We start from the raw sequence: 16,835 nt of genomic DNA, 5'->3' as shown, positions 1-16,835 counted from the left end.
CGTGCCATGAGCCTGCCACTTTTCGAGCGCTTCCTCGCCCCCGAGGCCATGGGCGAAGTCTTTTCAGATGAGGCCCTGGTCCAGCACATGCTGGACTTCGAGGCCGCGCTGGCACGCGCTCAGGCTGGTTGTGGCCTCCTTCCGGCTGCGGCGGCCATGCACATCGTGGCCTGCTGTCGCGTCGCCGACTTCGACATCCCCGCGCTCGCCGCGGCAGGCCGCCGCGCCGGCAGTCTGGCGATTCCGTTGGTCCAGGGCTTGAAGGAGGCCGTGGGCCGCAAGGACCCCGCTGCCGTGCACTGCGTCCATCTCGGCTGCACCAGCCAGGACGTCCTGGACACGGCCATGGTGCTGGCCACACGCGAAGCGCTGCAACTGATCGACGCCGGTCTGGGGGAACTGATCGCGATGCTGTTCGGGCTGGCCGAGCGGCATCTGCGCACGCCGGTGCTGGCGCGCACGCTGATGCAGCCGGCTCAACCCAGCAGCTTCGGGCTCAAGTGCATCAATTGGGCAGCACCGCTGGTGCGCGCCCGCAAGCATCTGCTGGCGCAGGCCCAGGCCAGCCTTCAGCTGCAACTGGGCGGCGCCGTCGGCACGCTCGCGGCCATGGCACCTCACGGACCCGCAGTTCGCGAGGCCATGGCGAAGGCGCTGCAGCTGCAGGCGTCATCGGGCTGCTGGCACACGCAACGCGACGACTGGGTGCGACTGGGGCTGGCGGTGGCAGTGCTCTGCGGCAGCCTGGCCAAGCTCGCTACCGATCTCGCGCTGATGAGCCAGGCTGAGGTTGGCGAGCTGCAGGAAGAGCAGGGCGGTGGTTCCACGGCGATGCCTCACAAACACAACCCGGTCGGCGCGATGCTGGCGTTGGCCAACGCCAGGCGTGTCCCGGCGCGCGCGGCGGCGCTGCTGGCCTGCATGGATCAGGAGCACGAGCGCGGTCTGGGCAACTGGCAGGCCGAGATGGCTGAATGGCCGTGGCTGTGGATCAGCGCCCATGCGGCCTTGGCGGCGTTGTGCGGCGCGATGTCGGGGCTGCGGGTGGATACCGCTCGCATGCTCGCCAACATCGGCGCACTGCCTGAGCCCGTGAAGCTTGAGCAGGGCGTTCACCAAGCCGCCGCGCTGGCAGCACAGCAATTGGCCGAGCTTCGCGAAGACAACCACTGAGCGCTGGAGACAAGATGCCCCCCGACAATTTCGACAACCCGCTGGAACGCGGCCTGCGCAATCGGCGGGAGATCCTGGGCGACGCCTGGGTGGATGGCGCCAGCGCGGGCGCCAACGCGTTCAACGCCGATTTCCAGGCCTTCATCACCCGCTATGCCTGGCATGAGGTCTGGGGGCGGCCGGGCCTTGCGGCCAGCACGCGACGCATCATCGTGTTGGTCTCTACCGCGTCGCTGGGCCGCTGGGAGGAGTTCGAGCTGCATTGCCGCGCCGCGTTGAGCAGCGCGGACGAGGCCTCACGCCTGACGCCGGATGTGCTGAAAGAGGTCTTGCTGCAGCTGGCCATCTATGCCGGCGTGCCAGCCGCAAACACGGCAGTGACGCATGCGCTGAAGATCATGCGCGAACTGGGCATGGTGCTCGAACCTGCGGCGCTGGCCGACAGCTTCCACCCCGGCTATGGCCGCGAGGCCTGTACGCGCGGCCCGACGTCGCTGCACTACACCGTGCGCGAGCCGGCCAGCCGGGCCGCACCGCGGCATACCTTCGTGCTCAGTCATGCGCTGGGCTGCGACGAGTCCATGTGGGATGCGCTGGCCAGCAAGCTCGCCGCGGACTGCCGCGTGGTCTGCTACGACCACCGCGGTCATGGGCAGTCCGATCGGCCGGCCGGCCCTTGCAGCATGGCGGAGCTGGCCGAAGATGCCGTCAGGGTTCTCGAAGAGCTGGGGCCCGAGCCGGTGGTGTGGGTCGGCCTGTCCCTGGGGGGCATGGTCGGGCAGGAGCTGGCATTGCGCCACCCGCAGCGGCTGAAGGCCTTGGTGATCGCGAACTCCTGTGCCGGCTATGACGAGGCGGCGCGTGCGCAATGGCACCAGCGCATCGCCACCGTGCGGGCGCGAGGCATGGAGGAGATCGCGGACGCTGCGTTGCAGCGTTGGTTCAGCGCCGAGTTCAGCGAGCGCCATCCCGCGACGCTGGCGCGCGCCCGACGCCGACTCGTCTGCACCGATGCGCAGGCCTACGCGGCAGCATGCCAGGCGGTCAGCGAACTGGACACGCTGGGGCGCCTGCCCGAACTCAGGCTGCCCACGCTGCTGATCGCGGGCACGCAGGACCAGGCCACGCCGCTCACCATGAGTGAGGCCATGGCCGCACGAATTCCGGGTGCGCAACTGCATCTGCTGGAAGGCGCGGCCCATCTGTCGGTCATCGAGCAGCCGGGCCCGTTCCACGCCGCCCTGCGCGAATTCCTTCAGAAGCTGGACGTCTCTTCATGATCAACAAACTCTGCGCCAGCGCCGAGCAGGCGCTGGCAGATACGCCACACGGCGCCACCGTGATGATCGGAGGCTTCGGCACCGCAGGCCTGCCCGATGAGTTGGTTGAAGCGCTGATCGCCCAGGGTGCCAGGGACCTGGTCGTCGTCAACAACAACGCGGGCAATGGCGACACGGGCCTGGCGGCGCTGCTCGCGGCCGGCCGCGTGCGCAAGATCATCTGCTCCTTTCCGCGGCAGACCGACTCGCATCACTTCGACGCGCTGTACCGCGCCGGCAAGCTGGAGCTGGAGCTGGTGCCGCAGGGCAACCTGGCCGAGCGCATCCGCGCGGCCGGGGCGGGCATCGGTGCCTTCTTCACACCCGCCGGCTACGGGACGCCGCTCGCCGAGGGCAAGGAGACCCGTGTCATCGGCGGGCGCGGCCATGTGCTGGAGCACCCCATCCATGCCGACCTGGCCTTGATCAAGGCCGAACGCGGTGACCGTTGGGGCAACCTGACCTATCGCATGACCGCCCGCAATTTCGGTCCCGTCATGGCCACGGCGGCCAAGGTCACGGTGGCCAGCATCCACGAGCTGGTGCCGCTGGGAGAGATGGACCCCGAGCAGGTCGTCACGCCGGGCATCTACGTGAAGCGCCTGGTCCAGACACCCCGTGCGGCCACGCGGGCCGGCGGCTTCAAGTCGTGAGAGGGCACAGGCCATGAGCAGCACGGGCAGCAAGCGCTGGACGCGTCAGCAGATCGCCGCGCGTGTCGCGCAGGACATTGCCGAAGGCATGGTCGTCAACCTCGGCATCGGCTTGCCGACGCAGGTGGCGGCCTACCTGCCGTCCGACCGCGAGGTGATCCTGCACAGCGAGAACGGCGTGCTCGGCATGGGCGGCCCGCCGCCCGAGGGGCAGGAGGACTACGACCTCATCAATGCCGGCAAGCAGCCGGTGACGCTGCTGCCCGGCGGCAGCTTCTTCCATCACGCGGACAGCTTCGGCATGATGCGCGGCGGCCACCTGGACCTGTGCGTGCTCGGCGCATTCCAGGTCGCCGGCAACGGCGATCTCGCGAACTGGCATACCGGTGCTGCCGATGCGATTCCCGCCGTTGGCGGGGCGATGGACCTGGCCACCGGTGCCAAGGCCGTCTGGGTCATGATGGATCACCTGACCAAGGACGGGCAGGCCAAGCTGGTCGAACGCTGCACCTATCCGCTCACAGGCCTGGCCTGCGTCAGCCGCGTGTTTACCGACATGGCAGTCATCGCCTTCGATGCCGACGGCGCGACGCTGATCGATCTGGCTCCCGGTTTGACATTCGACGAAGTCCAGGCCGCGACCGCCTTCCCGCTGAGGAGGGTGGGCTGAGACGGGCCAGCGAGGGCCCGGTGTTCGCTGACCTGCATCACCTCGCCCTCCTGGGCCCGGCCATACTCCGCGCGATGATCCGCGCCCGCCATCTTCTCCCGCTGCTGGCGCTGTGGGCCGCCGCCGCGTCGGCCAGCGCCGCCTGCGAGCGCAGGCCACTGCCCGCTGCGCGGGCCGACGCGCCCCACCGCATCCTCTTCGTCGGCAACAGCTTCCTGCACGGCCATATGCCGCCGGTGCTGCACTACAACGCGGACCGCGTGACCGACCTGAACGGCAGCGGCCATGGCGGCGTGCCGGCCGTGTTCAAGCAGCTCGCCGATGACGCCGGCCTGCATGTCGACGTCGCCAGCGAATTGCTCAGCGGGCAGACGCTGCAGTTCCACCTCGACGAGAAGCTCACGCTGATCGCCAGCCGGCCATGGGACATCGTCGTGCTGCAGGAATACAGCACGCTGAGCCCGCAGCGGCCCGGCGACGCGACAGCCTTCATTGCGGCAGCCGGCCGGCTGGAAGCCGCGGTGCATGGTGTGAACCCCGCCGCCCGCGTCTATCTGCTGCAGACCTGGGCGCGTGCCGACCAGGTCTACCGCACGCCTGGCGGCCGCTGGAACGGCAAGTCGCTGGAGGCCATGCAGGGTGAGCTGCGCGCGGCCTACGCGCAGGCGATGGCGCGCGCCGGCTGCATCGCCGGCGTCGTGCCCGTGGGCGACGCCACCCTGCGCGCCGTGCAGGAGGGCGTGGCCGACCGCAACCCTTACGACGGCATCGATGCCGGCAAGTTCAACGTGTGGGGCGAGGACGGCTATCACCTCAGCGCCTGGGGAAGCTACCTGGAGGCGCTCGTCATCTTCGGCCAGCTCAGCGGCCGCGATCCGGCCAGCCTCGGCGAAGCCAACCGCGCCGGGCGCGACCTTGGGCTGAGCGCGGAGCAGATCCAGGCCGCGCAGGCGGTGGCTTCACGCCAGCTCAGGTCCCGCGCATCGCCCGCTTTGCCGACAAGGCCATGAAGACGGCGAACACGACGACGACGACCAGGCCGGCCGTCAGCGACGAGCGCTCGGCGATGAGGCCGATCAGCGGCGGGCCGGCCATCATGCCGAGGTAGCCGACGCCCGACACAGCGGCGATGCCGTGGGCCGACGACACGCCGGGCGCTTGCGACGCGGCGCTGAAGATCACCGGCACGACGTTGGACAGGCCGAGGCCGACCAGCGCGAAGCCGATCAGCGCCACGGCGGGCGAGGGCACGGCCAGCGCGAGCGCCATGCCGGCGGCGCCGAGCACGCCGCTGGCGCGCATCAGCTTCGTGCCGGACATGCGCGCGCGCACCCAGTCGCCGCCAAAGCGGCCGGCGGCCATCGCGCCGCTGAAGCTGGCATAGGCCAGGGCCGCGGTGCTGGCCTCGCTGGCGCGCTCCTGCTTCATGAAGAGCACGCTCCAGTCGTACATCGCGCCCTCGGCGATCAGGCCCATCGAGGCCAGCACGCCCAGCAGCAGCAGCGGCCCGCGCGGCAAGCTGAGCGGATGTTTCTCCTCGGCCGCCTTCTCGGGCACCGGCAGCATGGCCCGGCTGCCCACCAGCACGACGATGGCGCCGATGCCGGTGGCCACCAGCAGATGGGCCTGGGGCGACAGGCCGAGCGCGGGAGCGGCGCTGCCCAGGCCGGCACCCGCCATGCCGCCGAGGCTGAACATGCCGTGGAAGCCGCTCATCAGCGGCCTGGTGGCCAGGCGCTCGATCTCGGTGGCCTCCGTGTTGATGGCGACGTCGACCAGGCTGCCGGTGATGCCGAACACCAGCATCACGCCCAGCAGGGCGGCATAGGTCGATCCTGCCAGCAGGCAGGCGATGGAGGCGCAGCAGGCCACGCCCATGACGGCGGACACGGCACGTGGCCCCCAGCGGCCGACGACGCGGCCGGCCTGGGCCAGGGCCAGCAGCGCGCCGACGCCCCCGGCGAGCATGGCGATGGCCAGGGCCTGTTCACCCAGCCCGTAGTGGCCCTTGACGGTGGGCACATGGACGCCCCAGGTCGCGAACATGACGCCCAGCACGAAGAACTGCGCGCGCAGCGCGCGCGAAGCACCGACGACCGACGTCACTTGGCGGTCGCGCTGATGCGGGTGAAGAAGTCGTAGACGCCCTGGTCGCCCATCTTGCGGGCGTCGGCCAGCTCGCCGCCCTCGGTGGCGTAGATCAGCTTGCCCTGGGGCGACAGCACGGCGACGGCGGGAATGCCCTTCTTCAAGGGCACGCGGTAGCCCTCGGCGATATCGACATTGCGGTCGAAGCGGCCGACGTCGACCTTGACCACCTTGAAACTCTTGGCGATCAGTGGCGCGCTGGGCCCGTGCTTGAACGTGTTGTCCAGCATGCGGCAGTCACCGCACCAGTTGGCGCCGAAGACGACGAGGACGGGCACCTTGGCCTTCTCGGCTTCGGCCAGCGTCGCACGGATGGCGGCCTTGGCGTCGACGCCTTCGTCATAGATGGCCGGCGGGCCGCTGGCCTGGGCGGCGAGGCTGGTGGCGAGGAGGAGGGAGGCGGTCAGGAAACGCATGGCGACGCAGTATGAAGCAGGAAATTGGAAGCGATTCCAGCGAGGCTATCTCGAAGTCTGCTCGAAGAAGCGCCAGATCACGTCGTTGGCGTCCAGGGCTTGTGACGCGGCCGGCTTGCCGCGGCGCACACTGTCGGCGCCGGGCCAGGAATGGCCGCCGGTGTCGGTGACGCAGAGCTGCACCTGCGTGCCGCCGCTGCAGCCGCTGTAGGCCTCGCAGTAGGCGCCCGCCTTGTCCAGCGTGCGCTGTGGTGGGGCGGCGCAGTGATCGCGTTGTACCCAGCGCGAGATCGTCTCGGGCACGGAGGTGAAGCTCATCACCTTGCTCTCGTCGCGGAAGGCGTTCGGACCGGCGCCGCCGTTGAAGAGGACATGGTCGTCGTCCTTGGCGTGGATGTGCAGCACCGAGATCGGCTTGCTCGGCGTGCAGCTGGCGGTGGCATCGGTGCCGGCGACGGACGCGACCGCACGGAACACGTCGGCCGCTTCGCAGGCCAGGCGGTGGCTCAGCATGCCGCCGTTGGACATGCCGGTCGCGAAAATTCGCGTGCCGTCGATGCCGTACCGGCCCTCGATGGCCTTGACGACGGCGCGGGCGAAGGCGACGTCGTCGACCTGGCGGTCACGCGCATCGCCGCAGCAGCCGCCGGCATTCCAGGTGGCGAATTTGCCGCCCGGCAGCTTGCTGTAGCCGTTCGGGAAGGCGACGACGAAGCCGGCCTCGTCGGCCTTCTTCTGCAAGCCGTACTTGGCGTCGTCGGCCATGTACTCGGCATGGCCGCCGCCACCGTGGAAGGCCAGCACCAGGGGCGCCGGCTTGGCGGTGTCATAGCCGGTAGGCAGGTGCACCAGTACCTTGCGGCCTTGCACCTGGATCTCCTGCAAGCCGGCCGGTGACTCTTGCCCGGCGCGGCGCTGCTCCATGCGCGCCTTGATGCGCTCGCGCAGCGTCTCCTGGGCCTGTGCTGCGGGCAGCAACACCAGAAGCGCGAGTGCGAGCGCACGCATGGTTCAGCCGCCGCCGCCGAGCGCCCGGTAGAGCGCGACGAGGTTCTGCGCGCGCTGGCTCTGCACCTGCACCAGCGTCTGCTGGGCCGCGAACAGCGAGCGCTGAGCGTCCAGCCGGTCCAGGGCGCTGGAGACACCGGCCGTGTAGCGCTGCTCGGCCGCGTTCAGGCGGCGAGTCTCGGCTTCCACCTGGGCAGCCAGTGCGGCGCGCTGTTCGGCCAGCGTGGCGCGGCCCGCGAGGCCGTCGGCCACCTCGCGGAAGGCGGTCTGGATGGCCTTCTCGTACTGGGCCAGCGCAATGTCCCGCGACGCACGCGCACCGGCCAGGTTGGCGCGGTTGCGTCCGGCGTCGAAGAGGGGCTGGATCAGCTGCGGTGCAAAGCTCCAGGCCGAGTTCTTGAACAGGTCGGACAGATGGCCGCTGGCCGTGCCGACGCTGCCGGTCAGCGTGATGCGCGGCCAGAAGGCGGCGCGGGCGGCGTCGATGTTGGCGTCCGTTGCGCCGAGCTGGAACTCGGCCTGGCGGATGTCGGGCCGGCGCGTCAGCACCTCGCTGGGCACCCCGGCGGGCAGTTCGGCCAGGGGCTCGAAGTCCGCCAGGTCGCCGGTGGGCGCGGGCAGGTCGGCCGGCAGCGGGCCGCCGATCAGCAGGGCCAGCGCGTTCTCGTCCAGCGCGCGCTGGCGCTGGGCCTGGGCCAGCACGGCGCGGGCGGCCTGCCAGGAAGACTCGGCCGAGCGCAGGTCCAACTCGCCTGACACGCCGCCTTCGAAGCGCTGGCGGGTCAGCGACAGCGACTGCTCGCGCGTGGCGAGGGCGTCGCGCGTGATCTTCAGCAGGGCCTCGTCGGCCTGCAGCGCGATCTCGGCATTGGCGACGCTCGCCACCAGCGCCGTGCGCACCGCCTGCTGGTTGGACTGTGCCGCCAGCACCTGCGCGGCGGCCGCGGCGCTCAGGCCACGCAGGCGGCCGAACAGGTCCAGCTCATAGGCCGAGACCTGCAGGCCGGCCTGGTAGACGCTGTTGATGCCGCCAGCCGCCGTCGGCGTGCGCGAGCCACTGAGGCCGGCGTTGACGGTGGGCCAGAGGTCGGCATCGCGCGCCGAAGCGGTGGCGCGGGCGCTCTCGATGTTGAGCACCGCGACGCGCAGGTCGCGGTTGTTGGCCAGGGCCAGCGGGATGAGCTTTTGCAGCCGTGCGCCCTTGAAGGCCTGGGCCCAGGGCAGCTCGGTGGCGGCCGTCGCGCCAGGGCCACCGGCCTGCGGAAAGGCTTGCGGCACGGCGGCGGCCGCGGCTTCCGAGGCAACCGGGCGCTTGGGCTCGGGGCCGGCGCAGGCGGCCAGCAGCGCCGCGAGGGCGATCAGCGAGAGAGACGTCTTCATGCCTGGCCTCCCATGTCATCTTCCGCCTCGTGGGCATCGCGCTTTCTCTGGCGCTCGCTGCCCGGGAAGAAGCGGCGCACGACGACGAAGAACACCGGCACGAAGAACACGGCCAGCGCCGTGGCCGACAGCATGCCGCCCAGCACACCCGTGCCGATGGCACGCTGGCTGGCCGAGCCGGCGCCGCTGGCGAGCACCAGTGGCAGCACGCCCAGCATGAAGGCGAGGGACGTCATGATGATGGGACGGAAGCGCAGGTGCGCCGCCTCGCGCACCGCATCGAAGGCGCTCTTGCCGTGGGCCTGCAGGTCCTTGGCGAACTCGATGATGAGCACCGCGTTCTTGGCCGACAGGCCGATGATGGTGATCATGCCCACCTTGAAGTAGACGTCGTTCTCCAGCCCGCGGAAGGTGGCGCCCAGCACCACGCCCAGCACGCCCAGCGGCACGACCAGGATGACGGCGAGCGGGATGCTCCAGCTCTCGTACAGCGCGGCCAGGCACAGGAAGACGGCCAGCAGCGAGAAGCCGAACAGGATGAAGGCGGTGGAGCCCGAGAGCTTCTCCTCGCGCGACTGGCCGGTCCACTCGTAGCCGAAGCCGTCGGGCAGCGTGGCGGCGATCTTCTCCATCTCGGCGATGGCCACGCCGGTGGACACGCCCTTGGCCGGCTCGCCCAGGATGCGCATGGCCGAATAGCCGTTGTAGCGCACCGTCTGCATCGCACCGGTGACCCACTTGCTGGTGGAGAAGGCGGAGAGCGGCACCGGCTGGCCGGCGCTGTTGAGCACATTCAGCCGGCCGAGATCCTCGGGCTGCATGCGTGCGGGCGCGTCGGCCTGCACGATGACGCGCTGCAGGCGGCCGGTGTTGGGGAAGTCGTTCACATAGGAGGAGCCGAGCGACGTGCCCAGCACCGCGTTGACGGCGCCGATGTTCACGCCCAGCGCCTGGGCACGGTCGCGGTCGATGCTGAGCTCCAGCTGCGCGGCGTCTTCCAGGCCATCAGGCCGAACGGCGGCCAGCAGCGGGTTCTTGGCCGCAGCACCCAGCAACTGGTTGCGCGCGGCCAGCAGTTCGGCGCGCGTGTGGCCGCTGCGATCCTGCAGGCGGAAGGCAAAGCCGTTGGCCCGGCCGAGGTCGCGGATGGGCGGCGGGCTGGTCGGAAAGATGATGGCGTCGCGCACCTTGCTCAGCGCCCCGAAGGCGCGGGCGGCCAGGCCTTGCGCGGAGTGCTCGGCGCCGTGGCGCTCGTCCCAGGGCTTGAGCGTGACGAAGGCCAGGCCCGCGTTCTGCCCCGCGCCCGAGAAGCTGAAGCCGACGACGCCGACCATGCTCTCCACCTCGGGCTGCTTGAGCATGTAGGTCTCGACCTGCTTCACCACGTCCAGCGTGCGGGCCTGCGTGGCGCCCGGCGGCAACTGGATGTTGACGAGGATGTTGCCCTGGTCTTCATTGGGCACGAAGGAGGTGGGCAGCTTCTGGAACACCAGCACGGCCGCCGCGATGACGGCCGCGTAGACGACGGCCATGCGCGCGCCGCGGTAGATGAACTTGGACACCCAGCCCTCATAGCCCTTGGCCGTGCGCGTGAAGCCGCGGTTGAACCAGCCGAAGAAGCCGCGCTTCTCCAGGTGGTGGCCGGCCTCGACGGGCTTGAGCAGCGTGGCGCAAAGCGCCGGCGTCAGCGACAGGGCCAGGAAGGCCGAGAAGGCGATGGAGCTGACCATCACCGCCGAGAACTGGCGGTAGATGTTGCCGATGGAGCCGCTGAAGAAGGCCAGCGGCACGAACACCGAGATCAGCACCACGGTCACGCCGACGATGGCGCCGGAGATCTGCCCCATGGCCTTGCGCGTGGCCTTGAGGGGCGACAGCCCCTCCTCGCTCATGACGCGCTCGACGTTCTCCACCACGACGATGGCGTCGTCCACCACGATGCCGATGACCAGCACCATGCCGAACATCGTCAGCACGTTGATGGAGAAGCCCAGGGCCAGCAGCGTGGCGAAGCTGCCCAGCAGCGCGATGGGCACGACCAGCGTCGGGATGATGGTGTAGCGGATGTTCTGCAGGAACAGGAACATCACCAGGAACACCAGCGCCACGGCCTCCACCAGCGTCTCGACGACCTGGGAGATGGAGATGTCGATGAACAGCGAGCTGTCGTAGGGGATGCTGGCCTTCACGCCGGCAGGGAAATAGGGCTCCAGTTGCTTCAGGCGCTGCTTGATGAGCTTGGCCGTCTGCAGCGCGTTGGCCGACGGCGCGAGCTGCACGCCCACGCCGGCCGACGGGTTGCCGTTCAGCCGCGTCGAGCGGCCGGTGTAGCTGTCGGCGCCCAGCTCGATGCGGGCCACGTCCTTGAGCCGCACGGTGGAGCCGTCGGCGTTGGCGCGCAGCACGATGTTGCCGAACTGCTCGACGTTGGTGAGCTGGCCGCGCACGACGACCGTGGCCGCGACCGTCTGGCCGGGCAGATTGGGCAGGTCGCCGATGGAGCCGGAGCTGACCTGGGCGTTCTGGGCCTGGATGGCCGCGTTGACGTCCGACGGCGCGAGGCGGAAGCCGACCAGCTTGGCCGGGTCCAGCCAGATGCGCATGGCGCGCTCGGTGCCGAACAGCAGGCCCTGGCCCACGCCGGGCACGCGCTGGATCTCGGGCAGCACGGTGCGCGAGGCGTAGTCACCCAGCGCGATGGGGTCGAAGGCCGGGTTGCTGCTCGACAGGATGATGAAGAGCAGGAAGTTGGGGTTGGCCTTGTCGACGCGCACGCCCTGCTGGATGACGGCCTGGGGCAGGCGCGGCTGGGCGCGGGCGTAGCGGTTCTGCACGTCCACCTGGGCCAGGTCGGGGCTGGTGGCCGGGTCGAAGCTCATCGTGATGGAGCCGGTGCCGTCGGCTTGCGCCACGGCTTCCATGTAGATGAGGCCGGGTGAGCCGTTCATCTCGCGTTCGATGACGCTGATGACCGAGTCCTCCAGCGTCTGGGCCGACGCGCCGGGGTAGCTGACCGACAGCACGATGGACGGCGGTGCCACCGGCGGGTATTGCGCGATCGGCAGCTGCGTGACCGCAACGATGCCGATGACCGTGATGAACAGCGCGATGACCCACGCGAAGATGGGTCGGTTGATGAAGAACTGCGCCATGTGGGGTCAGGCCTTCGAGGCGGCGGAAGCAGGGGCCGCAGCAGGAGCAGCCGGTGCCGAGCCCGCGGGCGACCATGGCACCGGGCGGGCCTTGCCGCCGGCCTTGGCCTTCTGCAGGCCGTCCACGATGACCTTCTCGCCGGCCTTCAGGCCGCTCAGCACCAGCGCGTTGCCGCCCTGGGCCGGGCCCAGCTTGACGGGCCGCGCGCTGACGCTGCCGTCGTCGGCCACCACCAGCACGGTCTCGCCGGTCGCGCCGCGCGCCACCGCTTGTGCCGGCAACCAGACGGCGTCGGCCACCTCGGCCTGGGCCAGGCGCACGCGCACATACAGGCCGGGCAGCAGCAGGCCCTTGGGGTTGGGCAGTTCGGCGCGCAGCGTGATCTGGCCGGTGGCGGCGTCGACGCTGAGGTCGGAGAACAGCAGCTTGCCGGCCTGCGGGTAGACGCTGCCGTCTTCCATCAGCACCTGCACTTTGGCGGTCTCGCCGCCGCCGGCGCGCTGCAGCTTGCCGTCCGCCAGGGCCTGGCGCAGTCGCATGACCTCGGCGGCCGACTGCGTGAAGTTCACATAGAGCTTGTCGATCTGCTGCACGATGGCCAGCGGCGTGGCTTCGCCCTGGCCGACCAGCGCGCCTTCGGTGACCAGGGCGCGACCGATGCGGCCCGAGATGGGCGAGGTGACGGCGGCATAGCCGAGGTTGATCTGCGCCGTCTGCACGGCGGCCTTGCCGGCGGCGACGTCCGCCTTGGCTTGCCCAGCGGCAGCCTGGGCGCTCAGCGCTTCCTGCTGGCTGACGGCCTGGGTCTTGGCCAGGGGCGCATAGCGGTCGGCGAGGGCCTGGGCCTGGGTGAGGTTGGCCTCGGCGCGCGCGAGCTGGGCCTGGGCGCTGGACAGCGTGGCGCGGTAGGGCGCCGCGTCGATCTCGAACAGGGCCTGGCCGGCCTTCACGTCCGAGCCTTCGGTGAAGAGGCGCTTTTGCAGGATGCCGGCCGCACGGGCACGCACCTGGGCGACGCGGAAAGCCTCCAGCCGACCGGGCAGTTCGGCGGCCAGATCGGCCCGGCCAGGAGCGACGGTGACGACGCCCACCTCGGGCGGCGGGGGCGCGGCCGCTGCGGGCTTGCTATCGCCTCCGCTGCAACCACTCAGACCCAGCCCAGCGCCCAGCGCCACCAAGACACCCAGCCGAGCGCTGCTACCCCATGCCAACTTCATCATTGCGTCCTGTTCGACTTGCTTCTCGACGGCCCGCCCCGGGCGCCAATGTTGGCGGGCGGAGCAAAACCAGCAACTTTAGCCATGCAATCGCTTTCATGCCGGTGAAGCAACGCAAAGCCCTGAGGCTCAGGTGACCGTCGCGTTGAGCGCCGCCAACCGCGCACGCTGCACGGCGCGACCGATGTCGGGCCCCTTGGCGCCGCGCGCGATGGCCTCGGCGCTGGCGGCGGCGAGATCGACCTTCAGCGTCGCGGCCAGGTCGGCCAGCAGGCGCTCGCGCTGCGGGTAGTCGCGGTCTTCCAGCCCGAGGCGGCCGCGGGCGTCGCACTCGCAGGCCCACAGCATTTCGGCAAAGCGGTCGGGCCGGCGCCAGGCGTCGCAGCGCTCCAGCAGGCGCAGCCGCGCCTCGGCGCTGAAGCCCTGACTCTGGTGCACATGCGTGTGCTCGCGCGCGACCAACTCGGCCAGCTCGCGGCAGTCGGTCGGCACCTTCCAGCGCGCGCTCACGCCGCGGGCGAGCTTCTCGCTGCGCACCTCGTGGGCGATGTGGCGCGGCAGTTCCTCCTTGCGCGTCGTGCCCTTGCCGAGGTCGTGGCAGAGGCAGGCATAGCGCACCGTCAGCGGCGCCTGCAGGCGGGCGCACTGGTCCAGCACCATCAGCAGGTGGATGCCGGTGTCGACCTCAGGGTGGTGGGCCTCGGGCTGGGGCACGCCGAACAGCGCTTCGACCTCGGGCAGCAGCTTCTGCAGCGCGCCGGCCTCGCGCAGCACCTCGAACATGCGCGATGGCTTGTTCTCCATCAGGCCGCGCGACAGCTCCTGCCAGACGCGCTCGGCCACCAGCGCATCCACCTCGCCGGCGGCAACCATGGCGCGCATCAGCTCGACGGTTTCGGGCGCGACGCTGAAGTCGGCGAAGCGCGCCGCGAAGCGGGCCAGGCGCAGGATGCGCACCGGGTCTTCGGCAAAGGCGGGCGACACATGGCGCAGCACCTTGGCGGCGATGTCGCGCTGGCCGTCATAGGGGTCGATGAGCTGGCCCTGCTCGTCCTGGGCCATCGCATTGATGGTCAGGTCGCGGCGCGCCAGGTCCTGCTCCAGCGTGACGTCGGGCGCGGCGTGGAAGGCGAAGCCGTGATAGCCCGCGGCCGTCTTGCGCTCGGTGCGGGCCAACGCCACTTCCTCGTGGGTCCGGGGGTGCAGGAAGACGGGGAAGTCCTTGCCGACGGCCTGGTAGCCGGCGTCCAGCAAGTCCTTGGGCGACGCACCGACGACGACCCAGTCATGGTCCTGCACCGGCAGGCCCAGCAGGCGGTCGCGCACGGCACCGCCGACGAGATAGGTCTGGAAGGTCTTGGACATCGCCCGCATTCTGCGGCCACACTTGGGGCATGAAGACCCTCAGTGAACACGGCGCTTTTGGTGGCACTCAGCGCTTCCACCAGCACGACTCGACCGAGATCGGCCTGCCGATGCGCTTCGCCCTCTTCACGCCGCCCGAGCCGCGGGCGCTGCTGGTCTATCTGGCCGGCCTGACCTGCACGGAAGAGACCTTCACGATGAAGGCCGGCGCCCAGGCCGTGGCGGCCGAGCTGGGCCTGGCCCTGCTGATGCCCGACACCAGCCCGCGCGGCGCCGGTGTGCCGGGTGAGAGCGATGCCTGGGACTTCGGCGTCGGCGCGGGCTTCTATCTCGATGCGACGCGTGAGTCCTGGGCGAAGCATTGGCGCATGGAAAGCTGGCTGATGAAGGAACTGCTGCCGCTGGTGCAGGCCGAGACGGGGCTGGACCGCGTCGGCATCTTCGGCCACTCCATGGGTGGCCATGGCGCGCTGACGCTGGCCCTGCGCCACCCCGGCCGCTTCGCCTCGCTGTCGGCCTTTGCGCCCATCTGCGCACCCATGCAGTGCCCCTGGGGCCAGAAGGCCTTCAGCGGCTATCTCGGCGACGACCGCACCGCCTGGGCCGCTCATGACGCCAGCGAGCTGATGCGGGCCCAGGCCAGCGCGCCCTATCCCGGCGGCATCCTCATCGACCAGGGCCTGAACGACAAATTCCTCGCCGAGCAGTTGCACCCCGAGGCCTTCGAGGCCGCCTGCGCCGCGGTCGGCCAGCCCCTGACGCTGCGCCGCCAGGCCGACTACGACCACGGCTATTACTTCATCGCCAGCTTCGTCGACGACCATCTGCATCACCACGCGGGCCAGCTGCTCCCCTAACTTCTTTGCAATTCATGTGGGAAGCCACAGTCCCCACCGCGGGCCTTCGCACCTAAGCTGCCGCCAAAGCCGGTTCCGCTCGAAGAACTGATGGAGACACGCATGCAAGCCACCGCCACCGGGCGCCCGCCCATCTATCGGTCCCTCTACGCCCAGGTCATCACGGCCATCGTCATCGGCGTCGTCGTGGGCCACTTCTGGCCGCAGACGGGCGAGGCCTTGAAGCCGCTGGGCGACGGCTTCATCAAGCTGATCAAGATGATCATCGCGCCCATCATCTTCTGCACCGTGGTGGTGGGCATCGCGGGCATGGAGGACATGAAGCGCGTCGGCAAGACCGGCGGCTATGCGCTGCTGTACTTCGAGATCGTGTCGACCATCGCCCTCATCGTCGGCCTCATCGTCGTCAATGTGCTGCAGCCCGGCGAGGGCATGCATGTGGACCCCAAGACGCTGGACACCAAGGGCATCGCCGCCTACACCGGCCCGGGCAAGCTGCAGGGCACGGTGGACTTCCTGCTGGCCATCATCCCGACCACGGTGGTGGACGCCTTCGCCAAGGGCGAGATGCTGCAGGTGCTGCTGTTCTCGCTGCTGTTCGGTTTCGCGCTGCACCGCTTCGGTGGGCGCGGCACGCTGGTGTTCGACGGCATCGAGAAGACCTCGCATGTGCTGTTCGCCATCGTCGGCATGATCATGAAGGTCGCCCCCATCGGTGCCTTCGGCGCGATGGCCTTCACCATCGGCAAGTACGGCGTCGGCTCCCTCATCTCGCTGGCCAAGCTGATGGGCACCTTCTATGCCACCTGCCTGATCTTCATCTTCATCGTGCTGGGCACCATCGCAAGGCTGCACGGCTTCTCGGTGTGGAAGTTCATCAAGTACATCAAGGAAGAGCTCTTCATCGTGCTGGGCACCTCGTCCAGCGAGTCGGTGCTGCCGCGCATGATGGCCAAGCTCGAGAACCTGGGCGTGCGCAAGTCCACCGTCGGCCTCGTCATCCCGACCGGCTATTCCTTCAACCTCGACGGCACCTCCATCTACCTGACGATGGCGGCCGTCTTCATCGCCCAGGCGACCGACACGCCGATGACGCTGACCCAGCAGCTGACGCTGCTCGGCGTGCTGCTGCTGACCAGCAAGGGCGCGGCCGGCGTGACCGGCAGCGGCTTCATCGTGCTGGCAGCCACGCTGTCGGCGGTGGGCGGCGTGCCGGTGGCGGGGCTGGCGCTGATCCTGGGCATCGACCGCTTCATGTCCGAGGCGCGGGCCCTGACCAATCTGATCGGCAATGGCGTCGCCACCGTCGTCGTTGGCAAGTGGACTGGCGACCTCGACTCGGCGCGCATGCAGGCGGTGCTGAACAACGAGACGCCGGCCCAGGCCGACGAACCCGAGGAGGTGCTGGACGCCGTGGACCAGCACATGCCCAATAACCCGACGCCCCGATAGGTATTTGGCACGACCGTGCTAAAT

Annotated in this window: 14 protein-coding genes; 7 read left to right on the top strand and 7 right to left on the bottom strand. The window is 69.8% G+C overall.

The window, feature by feature from the left end:
- Positions 1-6 precede the first annotated feature (6 nt).
- The 5 genes from AC1D2H_RS11625 to AC1D2H_RS11605 all read left to right on the top strand — a co-directional run bounded on the left by AC1D2H_RS11625 (position 7) and on the right by AC1D2H_RS11605 (position 4,825).
- Positions 7-1,173: a lyase family protein gene (locus tag AC1D2H_RS11625; protein WP_478011039.1), complete on the top strand. Its 1,167-nt coding sequence runs from the start codon at positions 7-9 to the stop codon at positions 1,171-1,173.
- 14 nt (positions 1,174-1,187) lie between these two features.
- Positions 1,188-2,453 (top strand): bifunctional 4-carboxymuconolactone decarboxylase/3-oxoadipate enol-lactonase PcaCD, encoded by a 1,266-nt coding sequence (gene pcaCD / locus AC1D2H_RS11620; RefSeq protein ID WP_478011038.1) that lies wholly within the window; start codon positions 1,188-1,190, stop codon positions 2,451-2,453.
- On the top strand, positions 2,450-3,145 hold the full coding sequence (locus AC1D2H_RS11615; protein WP_478011037.1) for a 3-oxoacid CoA-transferase subunit A: 696 nt from the start codon (positions 2,450-2,452) through the stop codon (positions 3,143-3,145). The genes pcaCD and AC1D2H_RS11615 overlap by 4 nt, the downstream gene beginning before the upstream one ends.
- Positions 3,146-3,158: 13 nt before the next feature.
- A complete protein-coding gene (locus tag AC1D2H_RS11610; protein WP_478011036.1) occupies positions 3,159-3,815 on the top strand; it encodes a 3-oxoacid CoA-transferase subunit B in 657 nt (218 codons plus the stop codon).
- Positions 3,816-3,889: 74 nt separating this feature from the next.
- A complete protein-coding gene (locus tag AC1D2H_RS11605) occupies positions 3,890-4,825 on the top strand; it encodes a PEP-CTERM sorting domain-containing protein (protein WP_478011035.1) in 936 nt (311 codons plus the stop codon).
- Here AC1D2H_RS11605 and AC1D2H_RS11600 read toward each other — a convergent pair.
- The 7 genes from AC1D2H_RS11600 to AC1D2H_RS11570 all read right to left on the bottom strand — a co-directional run bounded on the left by AC1D2H_RS11600 (position 4,785) and on the right by AC1D2H_RS11570 (position 14,502).
- Complete coding sequence (locus AC1D2H_RS11600; RefSeq protein ID WP_478011034.1) at positions 4,785-5,921, bottom strand: MFS transporter; 1,137 nt, start codon at positions 5,919-5,921, stop codon at positions 4,785-4,787. The two genes, AC1D2H_RS11605 and AC1D2H_RS11600, sit on opposite strands and share 41 nt — an antisense overlap.
- Positions 5,918-6,379, bottom strand: a complete 462-nt coding sequence (locus AC1D2H_RS11595; RefSeq protein ID WP_478011033.1) for a thioredoxin family protein — start codon at positions 6,377-6,379, stop codon at positions 5,918-5,920. The genes AC1D2H_RS11600 and AC1D2H_RS11595 overlap by 4 nt, the downstream gene beginning before the upstream one ends.
- A gap of 45 nt (positions 6,380-6,424) precedes the next feature.
- On the bottom strand, positions 6,425-7,387 hold the full coding sequence (locus AC1D2H_RS11590) for an extracellular catalytic domain type 1 short-chain-length polyhydroxyalkanoate depolymerase (protein WP_478011032.1): 963 nt from the start codon (positions 7,385-7,387) through the stop codon (positions 6,425-6,427).
- A gap of 3 nt (positions 7,388-7,390) precedes the next feature.
- Positions 7,391-8,767 (bottom strand): efflux transporter outer membrane subunit, encoded by a 1,377-nt coding sequence (locus tag AC1D2H_RS11585; protein ID WP_477932115.1) that lies wholly within the window; start codon positions 8,765-8,767, stop codon positions 7,391-7,393.
- Positions 8,764-11,919 (bottom strand): efflux RND transporter permease subunit, encoded by a 3,156-nt coding sequence (locus tag AC1D2H_RS11580; protein ID WP_478011031.1) that lies wholly within the window; start codon positions 11,917-11,919, stop codon positions 8,764-8,766. The genes AC1D2H_RS11585 and AC1D2H_RS11580 overlap by 4 nt, the downstream gene beginning before the upstream one ends.
- Positions 11,920-11,925: 6 nt before the next feature.
- The gene (locus AC1D2H_RS11575; RefSeq protein WP_478011030.1) at positions 11,926-13,137 is read right to left on the bottom strand and encodes an efflux RND transporter periplasmic adaptor subunit; all 1,212 of its coding nucleotides are present in this window, start codon (positions 13,135-13,137) and stop codon (positions 11,926-11,928) included.
- 129 nt (positions 13,138-13,266) lie between these two features.
- Positions 13,267-14,502 (bottom strand): multifunctional CCA addition/repair protein, encoded by a 1,236-nt coding sequence (locus AC1D2H_RS11570; protein WP_478011029.1) that lies wholly within the window; start codon positions 14,500-14,502, stop codon positions 13,267-13,269.
- A 29-nt stretch (positions 14,503-14,531) separates the two neighbouring features.
- Between AC1D2H_RS11570 and fghA the strand changes: the two genes are divergently transcribed.
- The gene (gene fghA / locus AC1D2H_RS11565; protein ID WP_478011028.1) at positions 14,532-15,359 is read left to right on the top strand and encodes an S-formylglutathione hydrolase; all 828 of its coding nucleotides are present in this window, start codon (positions 14,532-14,534) and stop codon (positions 15,357-15,359) included.
- 102 nt (positions 15,360-15,461) lie between these two features.
- Positions 15,462-16,811 (top strand): dicarboxylate/amino acid:cation symporter, encoded by a 1,350-nt coding sequence (locus AC1D2H_RS11560; protein ID WP_477932105.1) that lies wholly within the window; start codon positions 15,462-15,464, stop codon positions 16,809-16,811.
- Positions 16,812-16,835 lie beyond the last annotated feature (24 nt).

Source organism: Roseateles sp. P1_C1_2 (assembly GCF_056406535.1).
The sequence above is the reverse complement of the archived record's forward strand: the minus strand, read 5'-3'. Positions and strand labels throughout refer to the sequence as shown.

Bases quoted from the DNA above. Each gene is read 5' to 3' on its own strand.
- AC1D2H_RS11625 (WP_478011039.1), top strand. From the start codon at position 7: ATGAGCCTGCCACTTTTCGAGCGCTTCCTCGCCCCCGAGGCCATGGGC.
- pcaCD (WP_478011038.1), top strand. From the start codon at position 1,188: ATGCCCCCCGACAATTTCGACAACCCGCTGGAACGCGGCCTGCGCAAT.
- AC1D2H_RS11615 (WP_478011037.1), top strand. From the start codon at position 2,450: ATGATCAACAAACTCTGCGCCAGCGCCGAGCAGGCGCTGGCAGATACG.
- AC1D2H_RS11610 (WP_478011036.1), top strand. From the start codon at position 3,159: ATGAGCAGCACGGGCAGCAAGCGCTGGACGCGTCAGCAGATCGCCGCG.
- AC1D2H_RS11605 (WP_478011035.1), top strand. From the start codon at position 3,890: ATGATCCGCGCCCGCCATCTTCTCCCGCTGCTGGCGCTGTGGGCCGCC.
- AC1D2H_RS11595 (WP_478011033.1), bottom strand. From the start codon at position 6,379: ATGCGTTTCCTGACCGCCTCCCTCCTCCTCGCCACCAGCCTCGCCGCC.
- AC1D2H_RS11590 (WP_478011032.1), bottom strand. From the start codon at position 7,387: ATGCGTGCGCTCGCACTCGCGCTTCTGGTGTTGCTGCCCGCAGCACAG.
- AC1D2H_RS11585 (WP_477932115.1), bottom strand. From the start codon at position 8,767: ATGAAGACGTCTCTCTCGCTGATCGCCCTCGCGGCGCTGCTGGCCGCC.
- AC1D2H_RS11580 (WP_478011031.1), bottom strand. From the start codon at position 11,919: ATGGCGCAGTTCTTCATCAACCGACCCATCTTCGCGTGGGTCATCGCG.
- AC1D2H_RS11575 (WP_478011030.1), bottom strand. From the start codon at position 13,137: ATGAAGTTGGCATGGGGTAGCAGCGCTCGGCTGGGTGTCTTGGTGGCG.
- AC1D2H_RS11570 (WP_478011029.1), bottom strand. From the start codon at position 14,502: ATGTCCAAGACCTTCCAGACCTATCTCGTCGGCGGTGCCGTGCGCGAC.
- fghA (WP_478011028.1), top strand. From the start codon at position 14,532: ATGAAGACCCTCAGTGAACACGGCGCTTTTGGTGGCACTCAGCGCTTC.
- AC1D2H_RS11560 (WP_477932105.1), top strand. From the start codon at position 15,462: ATGCAAGCCACCGCCACCGGGCGCCCGCCCATCTATCGGTCCCTCTAC.